This is a genomic window from Flavobacterium buctense, assembly GCF_014486695.1.
Lineage (GTDB): Bacteria > Bacteroidota > Bacteroidia > Flavobacteriales > Flavobacteriaceae > Flavobacterium > Flavobacterium buctense.
Genome location: NZ_JACTAB010000001.1, coordinates 767,194 through 791,168 on the forward strand (window position 1 = coordinate 767,194; position 23,975 = coordinate 791,168).

Genomic DNA, 23,975 nt, shown 5'->3' on the forward strand with positions numbered 1-23,975 from the left:
ACGAAAAAGTTTTCAACACGAAAACGTTTTCGGTGTATAAATAACAAGTGTTAATTCGGTAGATTCAATTTTTTACATAAATTTAACATTCGAAGTAATAAATACAAGCACAAAATTAAATTTTTAACCTAAACAAAACGTATGAAAACAATTTACAAAAAGTTGTTATTTTTATTCCTGCTACTCCCTTTCGGCGCTCTTGCACAGAGTACTTTGAGTGGAGTTGTTGTTGATAGTGGATCAAACCAACCATTACCGGGCGTAAATGTAATTGTTCAAGGTGCGAACAGCAGCACCACAACAGATTTTGACGGAAAATTTCAGTTAGGAGGCCTAAAAAACGGAGACAAAGTTGTCTTTTCGTTTATTGGTTACGATTCCAAAACGGTTACCTTTTCAGGTCAAAAAACGGTTAACATTAGCTTAAGTGAAAGCGCCAACCAATTACAAGAAGTTGTAGTTCAAGTTGGTTATGGAACTGTTAAGAAAAAAGATGCTACCGGTTCTGTAACAACAGTAGGAGCCAAGGACTTTAACAAAGGAGCTAACGTTACAGCAGAGAATTTGCTTAACGGTAGAGTAGCCGGTTTGACCGTAAATACTAGTGGTGCACCGGGCTCAGGTTCTCAGATTAGAATTAGAGGAGGTTCGTCTTTATTTGCTTCGAATGATCCTTTGATTGTTATTGATGGATTACCTATTGATAATACAACCAATACAGGGGCAACATCAATACTTTCTTCATTGAATCCAAATGACATCGAAAGTTTTACCGTACTCAAAGATGCTTCTGCTACTGCTATTTATGGTTCACGAGCTTCAAATGGTGTAATTATCATTACTACCAAAAAGGGAGGAAAAAAACTAGCGGTTGATTACAACTTCCAATATGGTTCAGGAAGGTTAGTAGATAAAATTGATGTATTCAGTGCTAATGAATACCGTAATTTAATAGCCGGTGTTTTTGATGAACAAGGAAACCAAATTACTCCAGGAATAGGTTCGCCTTCACAAGTGGCATTATTAGGAAATGCAAATACTGATTGGCAAGATGAAATCTATAGAAGAACGGATTTCGTAGATAACAATATCTCTATTAGAGGAAACTTGTTTGGAAAAATTCCTGCTCGTTTGTCTTTTGGTAATACTTACCAAGAAGGATTGAGATTAACTAACAATTTTACTAGAAATACAGTGTCAACTACATTAAATCCGAGCTTTTTTGATGATCATTTAAAATTGAGATTAAATGCAACTTATGCAAATGAGAGAAATAGATTTGCGGATGGTGTTGAAGGTTCGGCTTTGAGATTTAACCCAACAAATCCGGTTTATGATGCTGATTCTCCTTATGGTGGATTTTTTGAATACTACAATCCAGACGGAACTCTTGTCGCAGGTGGAAGAAACCCTGTAGCACAATTGCTTCAAAAGAATGACACCGGTATAAATAATAGAATATTTGGAAATTTTGAATTAGATTATAAATTCCACTTTTTTCCTGCTTTAAGAGCGGTTATTAATGTTGGTTTTGATGAGTCAAACGGAGAAAGAAACACATTTGTTTCCAATCAAGCAGCCTCTGGACCAAGTAACGCCAACGTGCCATTTGGTCAAAATGAGCAACAAGAAAGAATTGCAAGAAATAAGTTGTTTGATGCTTACTTGGTATACACAAAAACATTTGGTAAAGTAGATTTTGAAGCACAGGCAGGATACTCCTATCAAATACGTCAATCGCAATATCAAACTACAGGAAATACTTTCGATCCAAACTTACCGGACAACTTCCCGGAAACCACAATTGATACTGATAATGTTCTTTTAGGATACTTTGGAAGAGCGAAGTTCTCTATTAGCGATACGTATTTATTTACTTTCACTATGAGAAGAGACGGATCTTCAAGATTCCCTGTTGATGAAAGATACGCTAATTTCCCTTCAGCAGCTTTTGCTTGGAAGTTGAAGAATGTTGCGTTTAAAGATTCAAAAACTATATCTGACTTAAAATTAAGATTAGGTTACGGTGTTACAGGTCAACAAGAGTTTGGTAGTGGTGCAGAAAGAAATTTCTATTTGCAACAATATACTACCGGTAGTGGATCAAGTCAGTATATATTTGGTGCTGTTCCAACTCCAATTGCTATCTCAAACCCATACAATCCTGTGTTGAAATGGGAAGAAACTACAACATACAACGTAGGACTTGATTACGGATTATTTAACGATAGAATTACCGGAGCTTTAGATCTTTTTTACAAACAATCGGATGATTTAATTGTGAATGCAGCTTTCCCTGATGGAGGTAATTTCTCTAATGCCGGTTTCCAAAACATCGGTAGTTTTACCACTAAAGGTATCGAATTCTCTATAGCTTCAGATATAGTAAAGAATGATAATTTTACTTGGAATGTTAATTTTAACGCTACTAAATTTGAAAGAAGAATTCAAGATTTAGCGTTTGATTCTGATATTTTCTTAGGCGCAACTGGCGCAGGAACTGGTGGAACAGCTCAAATTTTAAGAGAAGGTTACACCCCGTATTCATTCTTTGTATACAAACAATTATATGACACATCCGGTGCGCCTATTGAAGGAGCTTACGCAGATTTGAACGGTGATGGTATAATTAATGGTGATGACCGATACATTTATAAAAATTCAGATCCTGATGCCACTTTCGGTTTTGCATCTACAATTAATTACAAAAACTTAGATTTCTCATTCAATGTAAGAGCAAGTGTTGGTAATCGTATTTACAATGCAGTAAATGCCGGTAGAGCTCAGTATGATGCGATTCAGGATGTAGCTGTAATTGCCAATTTACCAACATCAGTATTAGATACCAATTTCAATACTACTTCTGATGTTGTTTTGTCAGATGTTTACATTGAAAATGGATCTTTCTTAAGATTGGACAACGTGACCTTGGGCTATACTTTCCCTAAATGGATTGATGGAAAAGCTTCATTAAGATTGTTTGCCGGAGTTCAAAATGCCCTTTTAATTACGGACTACTCCGGACTTGATCCTGAGATAACAAATGATGGTATTGACAATACTATCTATCCTAGACAGCGCTCATTCTTATTTGGTGCCAATATTAAATTTTAAAAAAAAAACTATGAAAAAATTAAAAATCAATGCCTTTTATTTGCTAGGCTTTTTCCTTGTACTAAGTTCTTGTACAAGTGATTTAGATGTAGTGCCTGAAGATGATGATATTTTCTTATCAGAGCAATTTTTTGCTCAGCAAGGTGCATACAAATCAGGTTTAGCCGGGGTTTATGGTAATTTATCATTAACCGGTGCCGGTGATGCAGGTTCATCTTTCCTTCAAGGAATTGATGCAGGAACTAGTCAGTTTGGAAGATGTTTATGGTATCTTCAGGATTTGACAACCGACGAAGTATTGTGGAGTTATGAAAATGACCCGGGAACCAGAGAGCTTCAAAGAAATATTTGGAACGATAGTAACCCAATTATTCTTGGGATGTTCAGTAGAACTATGGCAGAAGTAGCTTTGGCTAACGAATACTTAAGACAAACTACTCCGGCTAAATTAAGCGGAAGAGGAGTTACAGATGCTGCTTTATTAGCTGAAATTGAAGATTATCGCAATGAAGTAAAAGTTTTAAGAGCTTATGCCTATTACAACTTGATGGATTTATACGGTAAAGCACCTTTCTTAACTGAAGCAGATCCTGTAAATTTTGCAGGTCCTGAGTATAACAGACAGCAATTATTTACCTTTATTGAAACTGAATTAACCAATGTTTTGCCTGACTTAAAAGCACCACGTACTAATGAGTATGGTAGACTTGATCAGGCTTTTGCCCGTATGGTTTTGGCTAAAATATATTTGAATGCAGAAGTATATATCGGCACCGCTAAATATGCTGAATGTGTAGCGCAATGCAACCAAATTATTTCAGGTGGATATACATTAAATTCAAACTACCTTAACAATTTCACCGCTGATAATCACACTTCTCCGGAAATGATTTTCTCATTGCAATCTGATGGTCAGGTTACGCAAAACTATGGACCAACCACTGTAATGGTTAACGGACAAGTTGGTTCTATTGAACAAAATGGTGTTTCTTTCGGAGTAGGCTCTGGAGGATGGGGTGGAGCTTTACGTTTGAGAAAGCAGTTTGTTCAAAAATTTGATGGCGCTGATTTTGATAATGATGCTAGAAATACAATTATTTCAGGGGCTAGAGAAATAGAAATCAACGATGTTGCCAACAGAGATCAAGGATATATTTTGGCTAAGTTCTCTAACAGAACATCAGCAGGAGTTGCAGGTCCAAACTCTACCTTCGTCGATACAGATTTTCCTTTATTCAGATTAGCAGATGTATATTTAATGTATGCAGAATGTGCTTCAAGAGGAGCTGCAGGCGCTACGCTATCACAAGCTGTAACTTATGTAAATGCATTGAGAGAAAGAGCTAATGGCGGAAGTACTGCTGCTAATATAGATGCAGGAGAATTGAGTTTAGATTTTATCCTAGACGAGAGAGCCAGAGAACTACACTGGGAATCTCACAGAAGACAGGATTTAATTAGATTTGGCAAATATACAGGAGGAAGTTATAACTGGGCTTGGAAAGGAAACGGTACAAACGGTATCGCAATTTCTAACAACCTAAAATTATTTCCAATCCCTGCACAATCTTTAGCTTCAAACCCTAATTTGACTCAAAATCCAGGTTATTAATATTTTAAATAAATAAAAAGATACAACAATGAAAAATATAGTTAAATCATTATTAGCAGTTACCCTAATCACCGGGTTTGCCTCTTGTACAGACGAACAAGATTTAAAATTTTTAGATAATGCAGCCGAATTTAAAATTCTTTCACCTGTTTCTGGTGAAGGAGTTGTTCTAAATCCGGAAACACCAACCAATCCTGGTCTGTCAATGACTTGGGAAGAAATGGACTATGGTACACCAACAGAGGTAACCTACACTATTCAAGTAGATAAATCAGGAGATGATTTTGATTCACCAATTGATTTAGTAAGTACTACTAATAATTATGTAACGGTAACTTCTGATGCTTTGAATGGCGCATCATCTGCAGCAGGTTTAACACCTTTTACCCAAGGTGGACTTGAAATCAGAGTTCGTTCAACAGTAGGTACTACTGGTAGTGAAGAAAAATTCTCTGATGTTATTACTTACTTAGTAACTCCTTACTCAACGGATTTACCAAAATTAGCCGTACCAGGTAATCACCAAGGGTGGAATCCTCCAACAGCACCAAGAATAGCTTCTTCTGCTTTCGGGGAAACTGATTACGAAGGATATATTTGGTTAGATGGTGGATTCAAATTTGTAGCGCCGGATCCTGCAGGAAACTTCAATTGGGGTAATACTGATTATGGAGATGACGGTTCATTCTCAGGAGTTCTTGCCGAATCAGGAGAGTCTGATATTACTGCCACTGCGGGTTATTACAGAGTTAGAGCAAACACTAGTACACTATTGTATACTATAGAACCAACTACTTGGGGAATTGTTGGAGCTGCCACACCAGGCGGATGGGATAACAGTACTGCTTTAACCTATAATTCTTCAACCAAAAAATGGGAAGGCGCAATATCTTTATCTGCCGGTGAATTTAAATTTAGAGCTAACAATGCTTGGTCAATTAATTTAGGAGGTGATCCGGATGAAGATGGGTCTATGAACTATGATGGTCCAAATTTATCAGTTGCTGCAGCCGGAACTTATAATGTTGTTTTAGATTTAAGTAATCCAAGACAATATGCTTATTCGGTGACTTTACAATAAGTAATTTACAATAACTAAAAAAGGGTTTCCTTTGGAGACCCTTTTTTTAAAATTTCACGCTATGAAAAAAGTTTTTTTATTCCTTTTGTTTGGAATAGTTAGTAATGCAACTTTTGCCCAAGTTACTTGGCAAGGAGGAACAAATCCTGATGCTACAGCTCCGGCTACTATACTCTTTGATAAAACAGGAACTGGATTAGCTACATATACAGGAACAATTTACGCACACACAGGGCTTACTGTAAACGGAACGCCTTGGCAAAATGTTAAAGGAAGTTGGGGCAATAACACTACACAACCCGCACTGACTTTAGTCTCAGGAAATATATATAAACTAGATTTAACACCAACAATTTTAGCTTTTTATGGTTTGGCCTCTGGTTCAGTAACCAAAGTTAATATAGTTTTCAGAAATGCTCTAGGGAATGCGCAATCAGTTGATTTGTCGTTAGATGTAGGAGCTTTTCAAGCAGCATTAGTAACCCCTTCAGAATATAGTAATACCATAATCAATAGCGGTCAAAACTTGACAATAACGGCTAATAATACTAATGGATCTGCTAATTATAATTTGTTGGCCAATGGTGTAAGTATCAATACTTTTACAGGAACAAGCTATAATTATACGGATACTAATATCACCGTGAATAAAAGTTATGAATTGCAAATTACTCAAGGTGCTACTTTTTTTTCAAAATCTTTTGGCGTAATTGTTAATGCAGGAACGGTAAACCAAGTAATGGGCTCCGGCTTAGAAGATGGTATCAATTATAATCCATCGGATGCAACTAGAGCCACAGTGGTCCTTGATGCACCGGGAAAGGATTTCGTTTATCTTGCCGGAAGTTTTAATAATTGGCAGCCGGGAACAAATTATTTAATGAAAAAAGACCCGGGAACAGGTAAGTTTTGGTTAGAATTAACCGCTTTAACTCCGGGACAACAATATACTTACCAATATTGGGTTGTTGACAGTACACCAACTACCAATTCACCTGCAGTAGTAAAAACAGCGGATCCTTATTCTACTTTAGTTTTATCTCCTTTTGATGATCCTTATATTCCAGCCTCTAGCTATCCTAATTTACCGGCATTTCCTGCTGGACAAGAAAGAGAGGTTACTGTATTACAAACCGGTCAATTGCCATACAATTGGAGCTCAGCGACTACCGGATTTGTAAAACCCAAAAAAGAAGATTTAGTAGTATATGAAGTGCTTGTAAGAGATTTTGATGCTGATAGAAACTACCAAGATTTAATTGATAAAATTGATTACTTCAAAAACTTAAAAATCAATGCCATTCAATTGATGCCTGTAATGGAATTCGAAGGTAATGAAAGTTGGGGATACAATACCTCTTATCATATGGCATTAGATAAATTCTACGGTAACGAAAATAAATTCAAAGAGTTTATCGATTTATGCCACCAAAATGGAATTGCAGTAATTTTAGATTTAGCCTTAAACCATGCCTTTGGAAGAAATCCAATGGTAAGAATGTGGATGAAAGATGCAGATGGTGATGGTTGGGGAGATCCAGCCGCTGACAATCCTTATTTCAATGAATTCGCTAAACATAGTTATAGTGTTGGATCCGATTTCAATCATTCTAGCGCGAGAACTAAATATTATACTAAAAGAGTTATCAAACAATGGATTGAAGAATTCAAAATTGATGGTTTCCGTTGGGACTTAACAAAAGGTTTCACTCAGGCTTGTTCTGGAGGAGATGATACTTGTACCAATGCCTACCAAGCAGATAGAGTAGCGGTTTTGAAAGAATATGCAGATTACTCATGGTTACTGGATGCCAATCATTATGTAATCTTCGAACATTTAGGTGGTGATTCTGAAGAGCAACAATGGGCAAACTATCGTTTAGGGGAAACTCCAAGCAAAGGAATAATGATGTGGGGAGAATTACACGAAGCTTACAAACAATTGGCTATGGGGTATTCTACTAATGCCGACATTACCAGAATGGGTCACGTGAGTAGAGGATTTACCGGTAAAAGATTGTTAGGCTATCCTGAAAGTCACGATAAAGACAGATTGATGTATGAAGCTGTAACCTTTGGAAACGGTGGCGGAACTGCTCCACCATTAAACAATTTAAACAATGCCGTTGGAAGAATGTCAGCGATTGGAGCATTGTCTATTTTAGTTCCGGGACCAAAAATGATCTGGCATTTCGCAGAATTGGGAATGAACACCTCAATTTATACTTGTGAAAACGGGACTGTGAATTCAGAGATCGATGTAACAATCGGAGACTGTAAATTAGCCACAAAACCACAACCACAATGGGTAAACAATTGGCTAACGATGACTACTCCCAACAGACAACAAGTTTACAATGATTGGAAGCGTTTAATCCAAATGAAAATCGACGAACCGGTTTTTGAAGGGGATTATACCATCAGTCCTGATGGAAATAATATCAGACAAAGAATCTATGTATATAATAACTCATTTCCGTCAACACAGTTGAAAAATGTAGTAATTATTGCCAACATGTCTGTAGCCAGTCAAAACATTAATCCTAGTTTTCCGTACACTGGAAACTGGTATAACTTAATGGACAATACACTTTACAATGTATCCAATACAACCGCAACAATTACTTTACCACCAGGTGGTTTCAGAGTATTCGGAAACCAGCCTGCAACGTTAAGTAACGATGAATTCAGTGCAGCATACAATGTTAGTTTATACCCAAATCCAACTTCCGGAACATTTAATATCAAAGGTGAAGTGACTAAAGTTGACATCTATTCCATTACCGGTCAATTGGTTAAGTCTTTTGATAATGTTTCCTCTGAAGAGTACCAATTTGACATTAATGACTTAAACAATGGGGTTTATTTGGTCAAAGCATTTGACCTTAATAACAACTCAAAAACCATGAAAGTCATCAAACAATAAGGTTAGATTAGTTATATAATTATTTTACAAAAGCCACGTTTTTCTATCCGTGGCTTTTGTTTTTAATAAATATTTTCACATTAAAATTTTTTTGTCTCTCCGATGAATTGTATTTTTGATTTATGAAAAAACCACCAAAGGCTGTCATTGTCAAAATTTTAAAGGTTACCGGAATCACTTTTGGCTCCATAATCTTGTTCCTGTTTTTGATGCCAATTCTTTTTCCTGGGAAAATTGCGGAAGAGGTAAAAGCATTCGCTAATAAAAAACTAAACGGTGAGTTGAATTTTAAAGAGGCCAACCTTTCCTTCTTCAACCACTTTCCTTCATTGACTTTAACGCTAACGGATTTTTCTTTAAAAGGATCGGCACCTTACCAAAAAGAAACGCTGATTTCTGCTAATGAAGTGTCGTTTGGAATTGACATCCGCTCTTTGATTTTTGACAAAAGTGTTACTATCGATAAAGTTTTTGTGTCCAATGCGCTGATTAATGTAAAAGTTAATGCTAAAGGAGAAGCCAATTATAACGTCTATATAGCCGAAGAAGAAACTAAGCCAAAAGATACTACCAGCAATACCTCACTTCGATTAGATAAAATTGCAATTGAAGATTCTCATCTGGTTTACAATGACCAATCAACTAAAGTTTTAATCGATGCCAATGGCTTTAATTACATTGGGAATGGCGACTTAGACCAATCCATTTTTGATATTTATACCGAAGCTGAAATAGAAGACTTCGACTTTACTTATGATGGCCAACAATACCTGAAAAACAAAAAAGTCAAAGCCGATTTGATTACCAAAATTAATACCAATTCCCTAGCCTTTGTTTTCCAACAAAACAACCTAAAAATCAACAAACTACCGGTTGAATTTAATGGTAAGTTTGACTTCCTCAGCAATGGCTATGATATGGATTTCAACATCAAATCCGAAGACAGTAAGCTCAACGATTTCTTTACCGCATTGCCACCGGCTTATGTAACTTGGTTGGACAAAACCAAAGTCAAAGGAAGAACCGATTTGTCCTTTACGCTAAAAGGAAAATATATTGCGTCTAAAAACCAAAAACCCGATGTGGCTTTCAATATGAAAATCCGCGACGGTTTAATTGAATACAAAGATGCACCATTTCCGGTGTCGAATATCTTCTTGAATTTTGATACTAAATTACCGTCATTGGACACCGAAAAATTAAAAGTCAATATCGATTCTATTTTCTTCAATGTCGATAAAGATTATGTCAAAGCAATTATTAAATCGGAAGGATTGTCGAAACCGTACATCTCTGCCAGAATCAACTCTAAAATCGACTTAGCCCAAATGGACAAAGCCTTCGGATTGGAAAATATGGATTTGCGCGGCGTTTTGAATATGGACATCAAATCCATAGGGGTTTACGACAAAAAGAACGCTAAGATTCCGGTAACCAACGGGAAAATCAATTTCAAAAACGGCTACGTTAAAACCGATTATTACCCAAATCCTATTCAAAATATCAACGTAATTGCTACAATTTTAGATAAAAAAGGCTCGCTCGAAGATTTGAGTATCAACATTACTCCAGCCTCTTTTGAGTTTGAAGGCAAACCGATTTTTGTCAATGCCAAGTTGCAGAATTTCGAAAATATCAAATACGATATCAAAGCCAAAGGCGAATTGGATTTAGGTAAAATCTACAAAGTGTTTTCCCAAAAAGGACTCGATGTTGAAGGTTATGTCAATGCCGATGTTTCTTTCAAAGGTTCGCAAGATGATGCCACTAATGGCAGATATGCTAAGTTGCAAAACAAAGGAACTTTGATTCTAAAGAACATCAAAACTACCTCAGAATATTTGCCTAAACCTTTTGTCATCAAAGAAGGAACATTTGTCTTCAATCAGGATAAAATGAACTTCAATGATTTTATCGCAGCTTATGGTCAGTCCGATTTTAAAATGAATGGTTATCTGCAAAACGTAATCGATTTTGTGTTGACTGACAAAGCCATTTTAAAAGGAAACTTAGAACTCCACTCTGATTTTATCAATGTCGATGAGTTTATGGCACAAACAATAGCGGTTACGGATACCATAGAAAATACGGAAGCCAATGCTACGCCGGCGGGAGTTGTGGTTATTCCGTCAAATTTCGATTTGCAGTTCAATGCCACGGCCAATAAAATCAATTTCGATGGTTTGACGATTGATAATCTGAAAGGTAATATGAAAATCAACAAAGGCCAATTGGAATTAAAACAATCCGGTTTTGATTTAATTGGTTCCAATGTTAAAATGGATTTGGTTTACGGAAGTCAATCAACAGAAAAAGCCTTTTTCGATTTTAAAGTTTTGGCCAAAGAATTCGACATCAAACGCGCTTACAACGAAGTGAAAATGTTCAAAGAAATGGCATCCGCTGCTGAAAGTGCTGAAGGTATTGTTTCGTTAGATTATAAAGTAGCCGGAATTCTTGATGCCAATATGCAACCGGTATATCCATCATTAACCGGTTCCGGAGTTTTATCGGTGAAGAAAGTCAAAATGAAAGGCTTTAAACTATTTGGCGCCGTTAGCAAAAAGACTGGCAAAGACGCCATCAAAAACCCCGATTTGTCTCAAGTCGACATCAAAACGACCATTAAAAACAACATCATCAATATTGAGCGTTTCAAGTTCAAAGTCGCGGGTTTCCGTCCGAGAATTGAAGGCCAAACGAGCTTTGATGGCAATCTGAATATCAAAATGCGTTTGGGTTTACCGCCATTCGGCATAATAGGTATTCCAATTAAAGTCACCGGAACGCAAGACAATCCTAAAGTTAAATTAGGCAGACAAACCGAGGATTTACAAGAAACTGAATACGAAGGCGATGTGCCGCAACCCATTTCTGCGGAAGTAAAACCACAATAATTTTCAATGCTTTTTTGGGCAACAAATTCACTCGCTATCACTTATCTTTGTAGCTACTAAACTTTACGATTTTATATGAATAATGCAGTTGCCGGCTTTTCCAAATTGACCAAAGAAGAAAAAATCAATTGGATTGCCAACGAATATTTCAGTAATCCAATAGAAGCGATTGCCACCATCAAACAATATTGGAACAACGATGCCCAATTGCAACAATTGCACGACGAGTTCATAGAAAACACGATTACCAATTTCTATTTGCCAATGGGTATCGCCCCAAATTTCCTTATCAACGACAGGTATTATTCGGTGCCAATGGTGATTGAAGAAAGTTCTGTAGTTGCGGCGGCGGCCAAATCAGCTAAATTTTGGAGCACGCGAGGCGGATTCAAAGCGACCGTTTTAAATACGGAGAAAATAGGACAAGTTCACTTTTTGTTTAAAGGAGATTCGGCTAAACTAGAATCGTTTTTCAATACAGTTAAATCCTCTTTAATCGATTCTACCGAAAGCATTACCAAAAACATGCAAAAGCGTGGTGGTGGTATTTTAGGATTGGAACTCAGAGATAAAACTTCAGCTTTAGAGAATTACTTCCAATTGCACGCCACCTTTGAAACCAAAGACAGTATGGGCGCGAATTTCATCAATTCGTGTTTAGAGCAATTGGCTAAAACGTTAAAAGAGGAAGCTCAAAACTATACCGACTTTAACGAAACCGAAAAGAACATTACCGTTGTAATGAGCATCTTGTCAAACTATGTTCCGAATTGCATTGTTCGTGCCGAAGTGTCTTGTCGAGTAGAAGAGTTAGCAGAGAAAAAAATCGAAAACCCACAAGAGTTTGCCGAAAAATTCGTCCAAGCCGTTAGCATCGCCGAAATAGAACCTTTCCGTGCCGTAACGCACAACAAAGGGATTATGAATGGTGTTGATGCAGTGGTTTTGGCTACCGGAAATGACTTTCGAGCCGTAGAAGCCGGAGTGCATGCTTATGCTTCGCGTAACGGACATTATTCAAGTTTGTCTCATGCTAAAATTGAGAACGGTATTTTTACCTTTTGGATGGAAATTCCTTTGGCATTAGGAACCGTTGGCGGATTGACCTCCTTACATCCGTTAGTTAAAATGGCTTTAGAGATTTTAGGTAAACCTTCTGCAAAAGAATTAATGCAAGTAGTTGCCGTTACCGGATTGGCCCAAAATTTTGCCGCTTTGCGTTCGCTTACCACAACCGGAATTCAAGAAGGACACATGAAAATGCATTTGAATAATATTTTAAACCAATTTGAAGCCAATCCTGAAGAACGAAAAGCAATCCTAAAGCATTTCGAAAAAAATACCGTGACGCATGCTGCAGTAGTAGCGCTGATTGAAAATCTAAGAAAATAATCTTTTGAAGAAAACCTTTTACAGCAACGGAAAATTACTCATCACAGGAGAATACGTGGTACTTGATGGTGCCCAAGCTTTTGCATTACCAACCAAATACGGTCAAAATCTGATTATAGAGGAAGCTGAAGGCAATGCCATTCAATGGACGAGTTATGACAGCGATAAAAGTATTTGGTTTGAAGACACTATTTCGTTTGACTCGATTCTTAGAAAGGAACGTCATGATGATGTCAAAAGCATCAAAAATACTTTAATCGAAATTCTACACGAAGCCTATTTGATGAATTCCGATTTTATTTCGACCTCCAAAGGACACAAAATTACTACCGAATTGACTTTTCCCAAATTATGGGGTTTAGGAACGTCTTCTACGTTAATTAACAACATTGCCCAATGGTTGCAAATTGATGCCTTTGAGCTGCTGAAAAGAAGTTTTGGTGGTAGTGGATACGATATTGCCTGCGCACAAAATGACTCCGGAATTTTATACCAAATTGTCAATGAAAAACCGGTAGTGGAAATTGTGGATTTCAATCCTGATTTTACCGACAAAATCTTCTTTGTTTATCTGAATAAAAAGCAAAACAGTAAAAACGCCATTGCTTCTTATTACAGCAACCAAGTTGACATCAGAAAAACGATTCCGGTAATAAATCAAATTACTAGATCAGTTGTTGAGGCTGTTGAGCCCAAAACATTTGCTTTGGCTTTAGCACAACACGAAATTGAATTGAGCAATATTTTAGAATTAGCCACTGTAAAAGAAATTCTTTTCCATGATTTCGATGGCGTTGTTAAAAGTTTGGGTGCTTGGGGCGGCGATTTTGTTTTGAGTATTTCCAAAGATGATCCAACCAAGTACTTTAAAGAAAAAGGTTTTGAGATTGTCATTCCCTACGACGAAATGATATTATAATAAAAAACCCTGTCTCATTTCAGTATGAGACAGGGTTTTTTTAGGATTGTAATTTACTACTAGTAAAAATCAGCTCTATTGTCTTGGATGTCTGCATCATTTTTCAATGCTTGCATAAATCTTCCGGCATTACCTACAGCTTGTGGTTTTAATTTATTCACATAGTCTGTGTATTTTGGAAGCGCAGGTGCTTTAGAAACTGTTTTAGTTACCAATATATAAACACCGGAGTTACCGTCGATAGTTTTTGAAAGTTGACCAGCTTTTGAAGAGAAGGCAGTTCCCACTACTTTAGGTTCAAATCCGGCACCCGGAACCGCAGCGTTTTCGATAGTTAAATCAACTGCACTCATAATGGTTACTTTATTTGAAGCAGCAATAGCAGCTAATGAACTTCCGGTCATTTTTGCTTTGATCATTTCCGCTTTCTTTTTGTTTTTCAAAAGACCTTCTACTTGTGGTCTGGCTTCTTCAACCGACATTAAGCCTTTTTCAGTTATTTTTTTCAATTTGGCAATTACATGACCAACATTTGCAATTTCGAAACGTTTTACATTACCAATATTTGTATCACCGGCAAATGCCCATTTTACGATTTGTCTTTGGTTACTAATTTGACCAAAATTCTCATCAATAGGTTTTACTCTCACAGATGGATTAACCGTTAATTTAGCTTCTTTGGCTAAAGCAGCAAAGTCTTTGTTGGCAGCATCCATTTCAAATTTAGTTGCTTGTGTATAGATTTTGTCATTGGTAGCTTCTGAAGGCTCAATTTTTTCTGCAATAGTAGCCAATCGGATAGCATCTTGCTTGTCGGTAACGTTGATGATGTGGTAACCAAATTCTGTTTCAACTAAACCAATTTTTCCAACCGGATTGTTGAAAACAAAATCATTAAATGGTTTAACCATAGCACCCGGAGCAAAATAGCCTAAATCACCACCTTGTTGTGCTGATGAATCATCAGAATTAGACATGGCTAAAACCATGAACATAGCTGGATTGGCTAGTGCTTGTGCTAATAAACCTTCAGCTTTGGCTTTCGCTTCTTCTTTGGTTCTTTTTTCTTTTTTGTTTGGCACTTGAGTACCTTCCCAACTGATTAAGATGTGACTTGCTTTTGATTTAGCACCCGCTTTTCTTCCTAAAGCTTTAGAAATACAGTAGTAGTTGCTAAACATATAAGGTCCGTAAACTTCACCTGTTGCCAAGGCAAACAATTGCTCAGCGTGTTCTGCCGGCAAATCTTGTTTGGCAATGTAAGTAGAGTCAAAAGGAATATCTGAATTTTGGTTTACAAAGTCAGCCACATTAGTAGCAGATCTGAAACTTGGAAGCGTATCATTTTTACCGTCTTTAAATTCAACACGACTGGTTAATAATGAATTGATTTTGTTTTTAACTTCTGCTTCGTCTTCTGCCGATGGTTTTTCTTGGATAAGAACGTAATCCAATTCACGAGTTTCTTCTGATTTGAATTTTTTCTCTTTGGTTTTCATGTAAGTTAAAATCTCTTCGTCGGTGATTTTAACGTCGCTGTCTTTGATGCTTGAGAAAGGTACAGAAACAAAGTCAAAAGTCACTTTGTTCATTTCAGCTTCATATTTAAACTTACCTTCTGCTTCAGTAGTGAATAAACCACCTTTTACTAAAGCATTGTAAATTTGGTATTTCGCATTCAATTCTGCGTCTTTTTCTCTTTCTTTCAAGATTTGAATTCCTTCCGGATTGGATTTGAAGTACTCTTTGAATTTTTTTACATCAAATTTTCCTGTAGCGTCCAAAAACATTTGGTTTTGGCCAATGTTTGGATCTGCTTTGAATACTTCAACAATATGTTTTTCGCCAACGCGCAAACCTAATTTTTCAAACTCAGCGGTAAGTAAATTAACACTTACTTCTTGGTTCCAAACTTGGTTTGAAGCTTGTAATGTAGTCAGCTGTTGCCCATTTTGCCCATTTTTTTCTGCATTTGCTACTTTTATTCTGAAGTCTTCGTAAGCAATATCTTTTCCATTAACGCTTCCAACGTCTTTTGAGATGCTTTTGAATCCATTGCTAAATAAATCTTGCACGACGAAAGCCAATAATGCAAAACCTATAAGTATTAAAAGTAAGCCTGAGCGATTTCTAATTTTTGATAAAATTGCCATTTCTATTCTTGTTAATTTTTAATTCAGTTTGCGAAAATACAATTATCTGTGAAATAATAATACTCACTTAGTTATAATTTCAACTATTTTTTAAATTTTTTACAGAAACTAATCGAATAGTGTCATTTTAACCAATTCGATTTTCTTATTCGATGCTTCTTCAATCGTAAATTGGAAGTTTTGAATGGTGATTTGTTCCCCTTTTTGGGGTATTTCTTTGGAGAAATCGACTATAAATCCTCCCAAAGTACCATAAGAATCACTTTCAGGAATGTTCAATTTATAGGTTTCATTAAGGTATTCTACATCTAACCTTGTGGAAAACAAATAAGTAGATTGGTCCAATTGTTCTTCTATCAAAGCTTCATCGGAATCGTGTTCGTCCTCAATTTCGCCAAATAGTTCTTCTACAATGTCTTCAATAGTAACAATACCGGAAGTTCCGCCATATTCATCAAGGACAACGGCGACGCTTTTTCGTTTTTTCGTAAGGATATTCATGACGTCTTTGATGAAAATAGTTTCGGGTACAAATTCTACCGGAATCATAACCGATTTGATGGTTCTAGGTTTTTTAAAAAGTTCAAACGAATGAACGTAGCCAACAATATCGTCTAAAGTGTTGATGTAAACTAAGATTTTGGAATACCCCGTTTCTATAAATAGCGTTCTCAAATCGACTACAGAACTGTACAAATCAACCGCTACCAATTCGGTTCGTGGTGTCATAATATCTCTTGCTTTCACGCCTGAAAATTCCAAAGCGTTTTGGAAAATCTGAATTTCTGAATCTACAGTTTCATGGTCTTGCACGGAATTCATTTGTTCCGAAATGTAATTGCCCAATTCGATTTTACTAAACGAAAGAGTTATTTGATCGCCTTCGGTTTTGAAAAATTTCTTCAAAATATAATCGGAAATCCAAATCATAAAGGAGGAAATATAGTAAAACAACCAATAGAAGAAGTAAGCCGGTAAGGCAAAAAACTTCAGGAAACTATTGGCATAAATCTGAAAAAACACTTTGGGTAAAAACTCAGAAGTCATTAAAACAAGCAATGTTGAAAGCAATGTCTGCAATAATAAGTTGGTTAAATCCGAAAATTGATAGCCTAAAGTAACAAACCAGCCCATCAACAAATCGCCCATAAAAAAACCGTAAACAACCATGGCAATATTGTTGCCTACAAGCATACTGGCAATGAATTTTGAGGGTTTTTCGGTAAGCTTGATTAAGATTTTGGAAATGAAATTATCTTGCTTTTTTTCAATTTCGAGATAAATTTTATTGGAGGAAACAAAAGCAATTTCCATTCCTGAAAAAAATGCGGAAAGTATCAAACATAGGATGATGATTCCGATTTCCATGGTTTAGGGTTTTTTATTGCGCTCAGCAAATTTTTGGGCAAACCTTCTTCTGAAGAAAAAAGTAAACACACAAACGGCAGCAAATAATGCGCTGATGATAAAATTTTCGCCGTCTCTCCATGAGATAAAAGCATCTACGGCAAATAAAACTGCAGCAAGTAAGTAAGCGTATTGGGTAAATCTTAAGTAGTTCATAGTTATTCTGATGATTGGACTTGTCCGGATATTTTTTGAGAGTTTACTTTTTTGAAATCTTTACTAAAATCGATTCCTTCTCCGTAGGAAACTCCTTTTAATGAGGTAAATTTAAACTTTTTTTCGGTAAAAAACCATTCGTTTTTTTGGTCGTAATACAATTGTTCGGTTTCCAACAATTCTCCGTTTTGGTTGGAGATTTTCACATCGCCTTGCAGGTCAATGATGTTGGTTGTTTTGTGCGAAATCGCATATTTGGCATCGATTAGGGTTTGTTTGCCGTTTTTATCAAATAAAGTCAAATGTATGCCATTCGGAAATTCGGTATAAGGAAATTCCACAGTAGCATAATCGAGCATTTTCGGGCTGATTAGATTGGCCGTAATTCTACCCGAATCGGTGTATTTTAAATTGATGGAATCGGCGTCTCCACTTGGCGTAAATTCGGAAACGCTCATTTTTTGGACCTCTCTGAAATTCCCTTCACAAGAAGCAATTAGCAAGCAAAGTAAAAGGGCTAAGTACGGAAGTTTATTTTGAGAAGCGCGTTTCATTATTTCGTTGGAAAAGTAATGGTTTCATTAATCCAACAACCAATAGTTAATGATTTGCCATTCATTTTTTCTTTATTGATTTCGGCTTGAGAAAAAGATTTTGGAGTCAATCTTTCTACCATCTTATCGGCAGCACCTTTCAATGTTGGTTCTGCTGCACTGGCTTTTTTAGCGGTTTGTATGGCTAAATAGTTAATCGCTTTTTTATCAAAATCGGTCTTGCCACAATCTTTAGAAGCATTGGCATAAAGTTCGGCTAGAAACAAATAAGCACTTCCCATTTTTGGATCGGACAAAACGGCTTTGTTTAAACTTTCTTTAGATTTTGCTTTGTCACCATACAATAATCCGGTTGCTAAAGTGTAATATATTTTGGCTTTAGCTTGCGGATTGGTTTCTAAATCTGCGGATTGGCTGTAAAACTTTATAGCTTCATCAAATTTCTTTTGTTTTAATGAGGCCAACGCCATAAAATAAGAAGATTGCGCTGTGGTTTTGTTGGCATATAAATTTTCTGCCATTTTGCCAAAAATGGGTTGGGCACTACATTTATCTCCAATACTTGTTAAAGCACTTGTAATCCAATCTAAATTGGTTTGATTGAGCTGGTATTTTTTTTCGTAATAAATGGCCAAATTATCACAAGTTGCCAAATCTTTAGCCAAAGAAATTATCCCGCGTTGTGCAGTTCTGTAATCATTGGCTTTTTCAGTATTTGTATTCTGTAATTTGGTTAACATGCTGTTGACTAAAGTGTATTTGTCCAAAAGCAATTCGGTATTGAACTTTGGATTACCGGCTTTGTATTTTTCATGACACAAACTAAAATAGGTGTAAATAGCATTGGCATTGTTAATACTGTCGGAGGCTTTAGAAAAACCGTCATCGAGTAAACTTAGAATTTCATCTTTGACCTCAATTTTATTGTCGTGTAAAGCCATGGCTTTGTTGACTTCAAAATCGGTTGTTGTTAATGGGAAGTTTTTATTGTATTGGTCGTACAATTTCATTAGGTCACGTACCAAAGATTCTTTTTCTTCGGCCTCAGCGGCATTGTCAATTTTGTATTGAAGGATACCTATTCCGTCGGTGTAGATGGTTTCACTTTGTTTTGGGCAATTTTTTCTTACTTGGCTCCAAGTTTCAAAAGCATCTGCAATCTTCCTGTCCTTAAAAAGTTCTTGGTAGGTTGTAATTGTGGATGAACAGTCAAACTTTTGAGCATTGCTATTGGTGAAGCACAAAATAGCAATTAGTAAAAAAAATGCTTTCATAATGAACTTTTTTTAGTCGATTTTGCGTTTCACAAACCATCTGTCGCTTAAGGATAATCCAACGCTGAGGTTAAAATAGTTTTCTTCAACCAAGTTGTAATAAGTTGTGCCTCTTTTACCCATTTCTAATCCAATGTTAATTTTGGAAAAAATACCGCCTAACGGAAGTCCGAAACCCGCATTTACTGCAGTGTCTGTAATGGATTTGCCTTGAATTACCAAACCGGTATTTTCATAACGTATTCCGGCACGGTAAGTGATTCTTTTAAAATAACTGGAATAGGAATTGAAGTTAGGGATAAAATATCCGCCCAAACTATATCGGGTTGCATTTTCGAAATAAGCACCTTGAATGTCAGTAAATCTATTAGTAGTTACACTGGTATTCAAGAAAGTTACTTCTGCACCAATCAACCATTTTTTTATTTGACCAAAACCTGTACCCAATGCCAATTTTGATGGGAGTTTGATGGTTGTGTCGTCAATACCTTCAACTTCTTGTCTTTCAATCACATCAATTGAGCCAACGCTTGAAAACTGTATAATGTCAATGGTTCTTCGGTTGCCCAATTTAACCTCAGATTCAGGAGAATATGTTAGACTGCTGAAAAAAGAAAATTTACTGTTTATTTTGGTTTGATATGTTGCTCCGAATGTAGCATTCAACCCACTTACTTCGGAAGTGTTAATTTCTCGGGTACCATATTGAATAACGTTTTGGTATCTTAAATTGGTGGTTTCAATCGTTCCGAAATTATATTGAATATCGGCACCGATATTGATTTTTTTTGTCAATTGATATCCTGCGCCTACAAATACTTTATTCACGCCGCCAATTCCACTGTATCTTGAAAAAATAGGATTTTCATCATCGGATAAAGTTTGAATTTTGTACCCAACAGAAGAATAAGGAATTAATCCAAAACCAAAGCCTAATTTTCCAACCGGAATTCCAATGGCTAAGTAGTCTAAAGCTGTTCTTCTGGCTTTTTCTTCTTGAGTTTCAGTTTTAGATTTGGTATTGGCATAAGTACCGCCAAGGGCAAAAACAGTCAGTTTCAAACTCGCTAACTGGGCTGGATTTTGAAGATTTAAGTGAATACTGTCCGGAAAAACAGAGACACCACCCATAGAACGGGTGTCAATGGTTCCTTTAAATTTTACGTCTCCGATTCCATAAAAAGAATAAGGTGAAGATGTTCCTTCTTGAGCAAAGGCAGAGAATGAAAAAAGTAAACAAAGGCTTACTATAATTTTTTTAATCATTTTTGATTGTATTGAAAAGTTTGGTTCAAACTTTCCAGCAGAAAATTTGAATTGGCAAATATGGTATTTTTTAATCGTTTAGCCAAAAATTCTGCATCGCCACCCGTTAAAATTATGATAAATTTAGCGTATTGTGCTTTATATTGTTCAATAAAGCCGTCAATTTCAAGAGTTATGCCATTGACTACACCAGAATGGATGGATTCTTCTGTAGAATTCCCGATCACATATTCCGGATAAGCTTTATTTAGTAAAGGCAGTTTAGCGGTAAATTGATGCAGTGATTCATAACGCAAACGAATACCGGGTGAAATAGCGCCACCAAGATACCGATTGTCTTCATCTACAAAATCATAAGTGATACAAGTCCCGGCATCAATTACCAAACGATTTTGATTGGGAAATTGCAACGTAGCACCTGTGGCCAAAACCATGCGGTCAATGCCAAGCGTTTTTGGGGTAGTATATAAATTAGCAAACGGAAACTGACTTTCATGAGAAATAAAGTGAATCGAAATCTTTTTTTCTAAAGTATGAAAGACCGATTTATCCATATTTCCGACAGAAGCAACCACAATTGAAGTTATTTTCAAAAATTTTTCTAGTATAAATTCAATTTTTTCGACCATTTCTTTTTTGTCGAAAATGATAAGGTCTAAAAGAGTATTATCTTCAAATACAGCCGCTTTGATTCGGGTATTTCCAATATCTATGGCTAATAGCATGCTAGTGTTTTTAATGAGGCTAAGGTACGAATAGATTTTTTTTATTATTTGTTTTGGATAAATTAAAAATCGTTCTATATTTGCACCCGCAACAAAGCAAGGTATCTTAGCTCAGTTGGTAGAGCAATGGACTGAAAATCCATGTGTCCCTGGTTCGATTCCTGGAGATACCACCACAAAACCTCGATAAGAAATTATCGGGGTTTTCTGTTTTTAGTAATTCTGCAATTCAAAAATTCAGCTCAAACTGCATTTAACATAAAAATATGAGGTAGTTTCTAATTTTTTCACTAAAATTGACCTCTTTTATAATCAATCGTTACAATGAAATTAAAACAAGCAGTTGTAGTGTTCCTGTTATCGTGCTTTTCACTATCGGCACAACAAAAAATTAGTGTAGAAGAAATTTACACGGGAGCATTCAGAGCACAAGGCATGGACGAACTCATCGCCATGAAAAACACCAACCAATACACGGTGCTTAACTTTGACAGAACTTCCAGAACCATGCAAATCGATTTATATGATTTTGCAACACTTAAAAAAGTCAATACCTTGATTGACACCAAGAACTTCTCAGAATTAGCTAACGGTATTGACAGCTATGTTTTTAGTAAAGACGAAAAGCAATTGCTGATTGCCAATAATTCTAATCCAATCTTCCGTCATTCATTTACAGCAGATTATTTCCTGTATAATTTAGAAACCAAAAAACTAACCAAAGTACTTGAGCAAGTACAGGAACCAACCTTTTCTCCGGATGGTACTAAAATAGGTTTCGCCCAAAACAACAATCTTTTTATTTATGAAATCGCTTCCGAAAAAGTAACTCAGGTTACTTCAGACGGGAAGAAAAACAGCATTATCAATGGAATTACCGACTGGGTTTATGAAGAAGAATTTGCCTTCGTAAGAGCTTATGATTGGAGTGCCGATGGAAAAAAATTGGCCTACATTCGTTTTGACGAAAGCGAAGTGCCCGAATTTTCAATGAATGTTTTCAAGAAAGATTTGTATCCAACGGTAGAAACGTTTAAGTATCCAAAGGCAGGTGAGAAGAATGCTGTCGTTTCCTTGTACGTTTATGATGTGACCTCGGCCGCTTCAAAAACCATCAATTTAGGAAATTACAATGATTTCTACATCGCCAGAATGAAATGGACTAATGATGCCAATGTGCTTTCGGCCCAAGTTTTAAACCGCCACCAAGACAATTTAGACTTGCTTTTTATTGACGGAACTACCGGAAATGCAAAAGTGGTTTTGAACGAAAAAGACAAAGCGTATGTAGATGTTACTGATAACCTAACATTTTTAAAAGACAATAGTTTCATCTGGACTTCGGAAAAAGACGGATACAATCACATTTATTTATATGACAAAACCGGGAAGTTGAAAAACCAAGTTACCAAAGGCAATTGGGAAGTGACCGCTTATTACGGTTTTGATGAGAAAAACAAAACGGTTTTCTATCAGTCGGTAGAAAATGGTTCAATTGGTAGAGATGTGTACCGAATTGGGTTAGACGGAAAAGGGAAAGTGAAATTATCTCAGCAAATAGGTACTAATTCAGCGACTTTCAGTCCGAATTTTGAGTATTTCATCAATACGTATTCAAGTACGACTCAGCCAACAGCTTACACTTTGAACAGTTCAAAAGACGGAAAACAAATGCAATCCATTGTTGACAATAAAGCTTTAGCCGAAAAACTTAAAAAATACGATTTACCTAATAAAGAGTTCTTCGAATTAACCACTGAAAAAGGACACAAGTTGAACGCATGGATGATCAAACCCAAAGATTTTGATGCCACCAAAAAGTATCCGGTTTTTATGTTCCAATATTCAGGTCCGGGTTCACAACAAGTGGCTAACCAATGGTTGAATTCTAATGATTATTGGTTTATGATGTTGTCTCAACAAGGCTATATTGTGGCTTGTGTAGACGGAAGAGGAACCGGTTTTAAAGGTGCCGATTTCAAAAAATGCACTCAAAAAGAATTAGGTAAATTCGAATTAGAAGACCAAATTGATGCTGCAAAAGTAATCGGAAATTATGCTTATGTAGATAAAACCAGAATCGGTATATTTGGCTGGTCTTATGGCGGATTCATGAGTAGTAATTGTCTTTTCAAAGGTGCCGATGTTTTCAAAATGGCCATTGCCGTAGCACCGGTTACCAACTGGCGTTTCTATGATAGTATTTACACCGAAAGATACATGCAAACACCACAAGAAAATGCTAGTGGTTATGATGACAATTCGCCTATAAATCACGTAAGCAAACTAAAAGGAAATTTCCTTTTAATTCACGGAACAGCAGACGACAATGTGCATGTTCAAAATACGATGCAAATGATTGAAGCGCTGGTTCAAGCTAACAAGCAATTTGATTGGGCTATTTATCCCGACAAAAACCATGGGATTTACGGAGGCAAAACCAGAATTCAATTGTACAACAAAATGACGAATTTTATCAAAGAGAAATTATAACTAACC

Annotated in this window: 15 protein-coding genes and 1 tRNA gene; 9 read left to right on the forward strand and 7 right to left on the reverse strand. The window is 36.3% G+C overall.

Annotation, left to right across the window (positions count from 1 at the left end; all coding sequences use genetic code 11):
- Positions 1 to 141: 141 nt before the first annotated feature.
- From ICG50_RS03415 to ICG50_RS03445, 7 genes are all read left to right on the forward strand, one after another.
- Complete coding sequence (locus tag ICG50_RS03415) at positions 142 to 3,114, forward strand: SusC/RagA family TonB-linked outer membrane protein (protein WP_187659494.1); 2,973 nt, start codon at positions 142 to 144, stop codon at positions 3,112 to 3,114.
- Positions 3,115 to 3,124: 10 nt separating this feature from the next.
- Positions 3,125 to 4,726 (forward strand): RagB/SusD family nutrient uptake outer membrane protein, encoded by a 1,602-nt coding sequence (locus tag ICG50_RS03420; protein WP_187659495.1) that lies wholly within the window; start codon positions 3,125 to 3,127, stop codon positions 4,724 to 4,726.
- A gap of 28 nt (positions 4,727 to 4,754) precedes the next feature.
- A complete protein-coding gene (locus ICG50_RS03425) occupies positions 4,755 to 5,807 on the forward strand; it encodes a SusE domain-containing protein (protein WP_187659496.1) in 1,053 nt (350 codons plus the stop codon).
- Positions 5,808 to 5,868: 61 nt separating this feature from the next.
- On the forward strand, positions 5,869 to 8,733 hold the full coding sequence (locus tag ICG50_RS03430) for an alpha-amylase family glycosyl hydrolase (protein ID WP_187659497.1): 2,865 nt from the start codon (positions 5,869 to 5,871) through the stop codon (positions 8,731 to 8,733).
- Between the two features lie 122 nt (positions 8,734 to 8,855).
- Positions 8,856 to 11,630: an AsmA family protein gene (locus ICG50_RS03435; RefSeq protein WP_187659498.1), complete on the forward strand. Its 2,775-nt coding sequence runs from the start codon at positions 8,856 to 8,858 to the stop codon at positions 11,628 to 11,630.
- A gap of 75 nt (positions 11,631 to 11,705) precedes the next feature.
- Complete coding sequence (locus tag ICG50_RS03440; protein WP_187659499.1) at positions 11,706 to 13,022, forward strand: hydroxymethylglutaryl-CoA reductase, degradative; 1,317 nt, start codon at positions 11,706 to 11,708, stop codon at positions 13,020 to 13,022.
- Between the two features lie 4 nt (positions 13,023 to 13,026).
- Entirely contained in the window at positions 13,027 to 13,941 is a 915-nt protein-coding gene (locus ICG50_RS03445) for a GYDIA family GHMP kinase (protein ID WP_187659500.1), read from the forward strand.
- Positions 13,942 to 14,000: 59 nt separating this feature from the next.
- Here ICG50_RS03445 and ICG50_RS03450 read toward each other — a convergent pair whose 3' ends face one another.
- The 7 genes from ICG50_RS03450 to ICG50_RS03480 all read right to left on the reverse strand — a co-directional run bounded on the left by ICG50_RS03450 (position 14,001) and on the right by ICG50_RS03480 (position 21,476).
- A complete protein-coding gene (locus ICG50_RS03450; RefSeq protein ID WP_187659501.1) occupies positions 14,001 to 16,094 on the reverse strand; it encodes a peptidylprolyl isomerase in 2,094 nt (697 codons plus the stop codon).
- A gap of 108 nt (positions 16,095 to 16,202) precedes the next feature.
- Positions 16,203 to 17,462: a hemolysin family protein gene (locus tag ICG50_RS03455; protein WP_187659502.1), complete on the reverse strand. Its 1,260-nt coding sequence runs from the start codon at positions 17,460 to 17,462 to the stop codon at positions 16,203 to 16,205.
- Positions 17,463 to 17,465: 3 nt separating this feature from the next.
- Positions 17,466 to 17,657 carry a hypothetical protein gene (locus tag ICG50_RS03460; RefSeq protein WP_187659503.1) on the reverse strand — a complete coding sequence of 64 codons (192 nt, stop codon included), beginning with the start codon at positions 17,655 to 17,657 and terminating at the stop codon, positions 17,466 to 17,468.
- A gap of 2 nt (positions 17,658 to 17,659) precedes the next feature.
- Positions 17,660 to 18,211 carry an LPS export ABC transporter periplasmic protein LptC gene (gene lptC, locus ICG50_RS03465; protein WP_187659504.1) on the reverse strand — a complete coding sequence of 184 codons (552 nt, stop codon included), beginning with the start codon at positions 18,209 to 18,211 and terminating at the stop codon, positions 17,660 to 17,662.
- Positions 18,211 to 19,485, reverse strand: a complete 1,275-nt coding sequence (locus ICG50_RS03470; RefSeq protein ID WP_187659505.1) for a tetratricopeptide repeat protein — start codon at positions 19,483 to 19,485, stop codon at positions 18,211 to 18,213. Before ICG50_RS03470 ends, lptC begins: the two co-directional genes overlap by 1 nt.
- Positions 19,486 to 19,497: 12 nt before the next feature.
- Positions 19,498 to 20,751 carry a BamG family beta-barrel-assembly machinery protein gene (bamG, locus tag ICG50_RS03475; protein ID WP_187659506.1) on the reverse strand — a complete coding sequence of 418 codons (1,254 nt, stop codon included), beginning with the start codon at positions 20,749 to 20,751 and terminating at the stop codon, positions 19,498 to 19,500.
- A complete protein-coding gene (locus ICG50_RS03480) occupies positions 20,748 to 21,476 on the reverse strand; it encodes a type III pantothenate kinase (RefSeq protein WP_187659507.1) in 729 nt (242 codons plus the stop codon). Before ICG50_RS03480 ends, bamG begins: the two co-directional genes overlap by 4 nt.
- Before the next feature lie 100 nt (positions 21,477 to 21,576).
- Between ICG50_RS03480 and ICG50_RS03485 the strand changes: the two genes are divergently transcribed.
- Both ICG50_RS03485 and ICG50_RS03490 read left to right on the forward strand, forming a co-directional pair.
- Positions 21,577 to 21,652, forward strand: a tRNA-Phe gene (locus ICG50_RS03485).
- A 148-nt stretch (positions 21,653 to 21,800) separates the two neighbouring features.
- Entirely contained in the window at positions 21,801 to 23,969 is a 2,169-nt protein-coding gene (locus ICG50_RS03490) for a S9 family peptidase (protein ID WP_187659508.1), read from the forward strand.
- Positions 23,970 to 23,975: the final 6 nt, after the last annotated feature.

What these genes read in the sequence shown, in the direction of transcription:
- ICG50_RS03415 (WP_187659494.1), top strand. Translation starts at nt 142, where the DNA reads ATGAAAACAATTTACAAAAAGTTGTTATTTTTATTCCTGCTACTCCCT.
- ICG50_RS03420 (WP_187659495.1), top strand. Translation starts at nt 3,125, where the DNA reads ATGAAAAAATTAAAAATCAATGCCTTTTATTTGCTAGGCTTTTTCCTT.
- ICG50_RS03425 (WP_187659496.1), top strand. Translation starts at nt 4,755, where the DNA reads ATGAAAAATATAGTTAAATCATTATTAGCAGTTACCCTAATCACCGGG.
- ICG50_RS03430 (WP_187659497.1), top strand. Translation starts at nt 5,869, where the DNA reads ATGAAAAAAGTTTTTTTATTCCTTTTGTTTGGAATAGTTAGTAATGCA.
- ICG50_RS03435 (WP_187659498.1), top strand. Translation starts at nt 8,856, where the DNA reads ATGAAAAAACCACCAAAGGCTGTCATTGTCAAAATTTTAAAGGTTACC.
- ICG50_RS03440 (WP_187659499.1), top strand. Translation starts at nt 11,706, where the DNA reads ATGAATAATGCAGTTGCCGGCTTTTCCAAATTGACCAAAGAAGAAAAA.
- ICG50_RS03450 (WP_187659501.1), bottom strand. Translation starts at nt 16,094, where the DNA reads ATGGCAATTTTATCAAAAATTAGAAATCGCTCAGGCTTACTTTTAATA.
- ICG50_RS03455 (WP_187659502.1), bottom strand. Translation starts at nt 17,462, where the DNA reads ATGGAAATCGGAATCATCATCCTATGTTTGATACTTTCCGCATTTTTT.
- ICG50_RS03460 (WP_187659503.1), bottom strand. Translation starts at nt 17,657, where the DNA reads ATGAACTACTTAAGATTTACCCAATACGCTTACTTACTTGCTGCAGTT.
- lptC (WP_187659504.1), bottom strand. Translation starts at nt 18,211, where the DNA reads ATGAAACGCGCTTCTCAAAATAAACTTCCGTACTTAGCCCTTTTACTT.
- ICG50_RS03470 (WP_187659505.1), bottom strand. Translation starts at nt 19,485, where the DNA reads ATGAAAGCATTTTTTTTACTAATTGCTATTTTGTGCTTCACCAATAGC.
- bamG (WP_187659506.1), bottom strand. Translation starts at nt 20,751, where the DNA reads ATGATTAAAAAAATTATAGTAAGCCTTTGTTTACTTTTTTCATTCTCT.
- ICG50_RS03480 (WP_187659507.1), bottom strand. Translation starts at nt 21,476, where the DNA reads ATGCTATTAGCCATAGATATTGGAAATACCCGAATCAAAGCGGCTGTA.
- ICG50_RS03490 (WP_187659508.1), top strand. Translation starts at nt 21,801, where the DNA reads ATGAAATTAAAACAAGCAGTTGTAGTGTTCCTGTTATCGTGCTTTTCA.